The 802-nt window shown below is 51.7% G+C and carries 1 rRNA gene; it reads right to left on the reverse strand.

Going from position 1 to position 802, the window contains the following annotated elements:
* Positions 1 to 802: ribosomal RNA gene (locus tag ODJ80_RS14045) — 23S ribosomal RNA — on the reverse strand; the annotation flags it as partial.

The following is an 802-nucleotide window of genomic DNA, read 5'->3' on the forward strand; positions in this document are numbered from 1 at the left end:
TGCATCCCAAGCTTCGGTGTACGATTTAGCCCCGTTAAATTTTCGGCGCAGGGTCACTCGACCAGTGAGCTATTACGCACTCTTTTAATGAGTGGCTGCTTCTAAGCCAACATCCTGGTTGTCTGTGCAACCCCACATCCTTCTCCACTTAACCGTACTTTGGGACCTTAGCTGTGGGTCTGGGCTGTTTCCCTTTTGACAATGAAACTTATCTCACACTGTCTGACTCCCGTACATCAATTATCCGGCATTCTGAGTTTGATAGGCTTCGGTACCCTCTCGGGCCCTAGGCCATTCAGTGCTTTACCTCCGGTAATCTAATACGAGGCTAGCCCTAAAGCTATTTCGGAGAGAACCAGCTATCTCCGGGTTCGATTGGAATTTCTCCGCTACCCACACCTCATCCGCTACCATTTCAACGGGAGTCGGTTCGGTCCTCCATGGAGTTTTACCTCCACTTCAACCTGGACATGGGTAGGTCACCCGGTTTCGGGTCGAATACAACTGACTTCATACGCCCTATTCAGACTCGCTCTCGCTGCGGCTCCGGACCTGAAGTCCTTAACCTTGCCAGTTACATTCACTCGCCGGACCATTCTACAAAAGGTACCCGATCACCCATTGACGGGCTCTCGGTGCTTGTAAGCACAAGGTTTCAGGTTCTCTTTCACTCCCCTCCCGGGGTGCTTTTCACCTTTCCTTCACAGTACTTTACACTATCGGTCACTGGGTAGTATTTAGGCTTGGAGGGTGGTCCCCCCATATTCCCACCGGGTTCCACGTGTCCGGCGGTACTCTGGAT

Source organism: Acutalibacter sp. LFL-21, from assembly GCF_025630755.1.
Lineage (GTDB): Bacteria > Bacillota > Clostridia > Oscillospirales > Acutalibacteraceae > Acutalibacter > Acutalibacter stercoravium.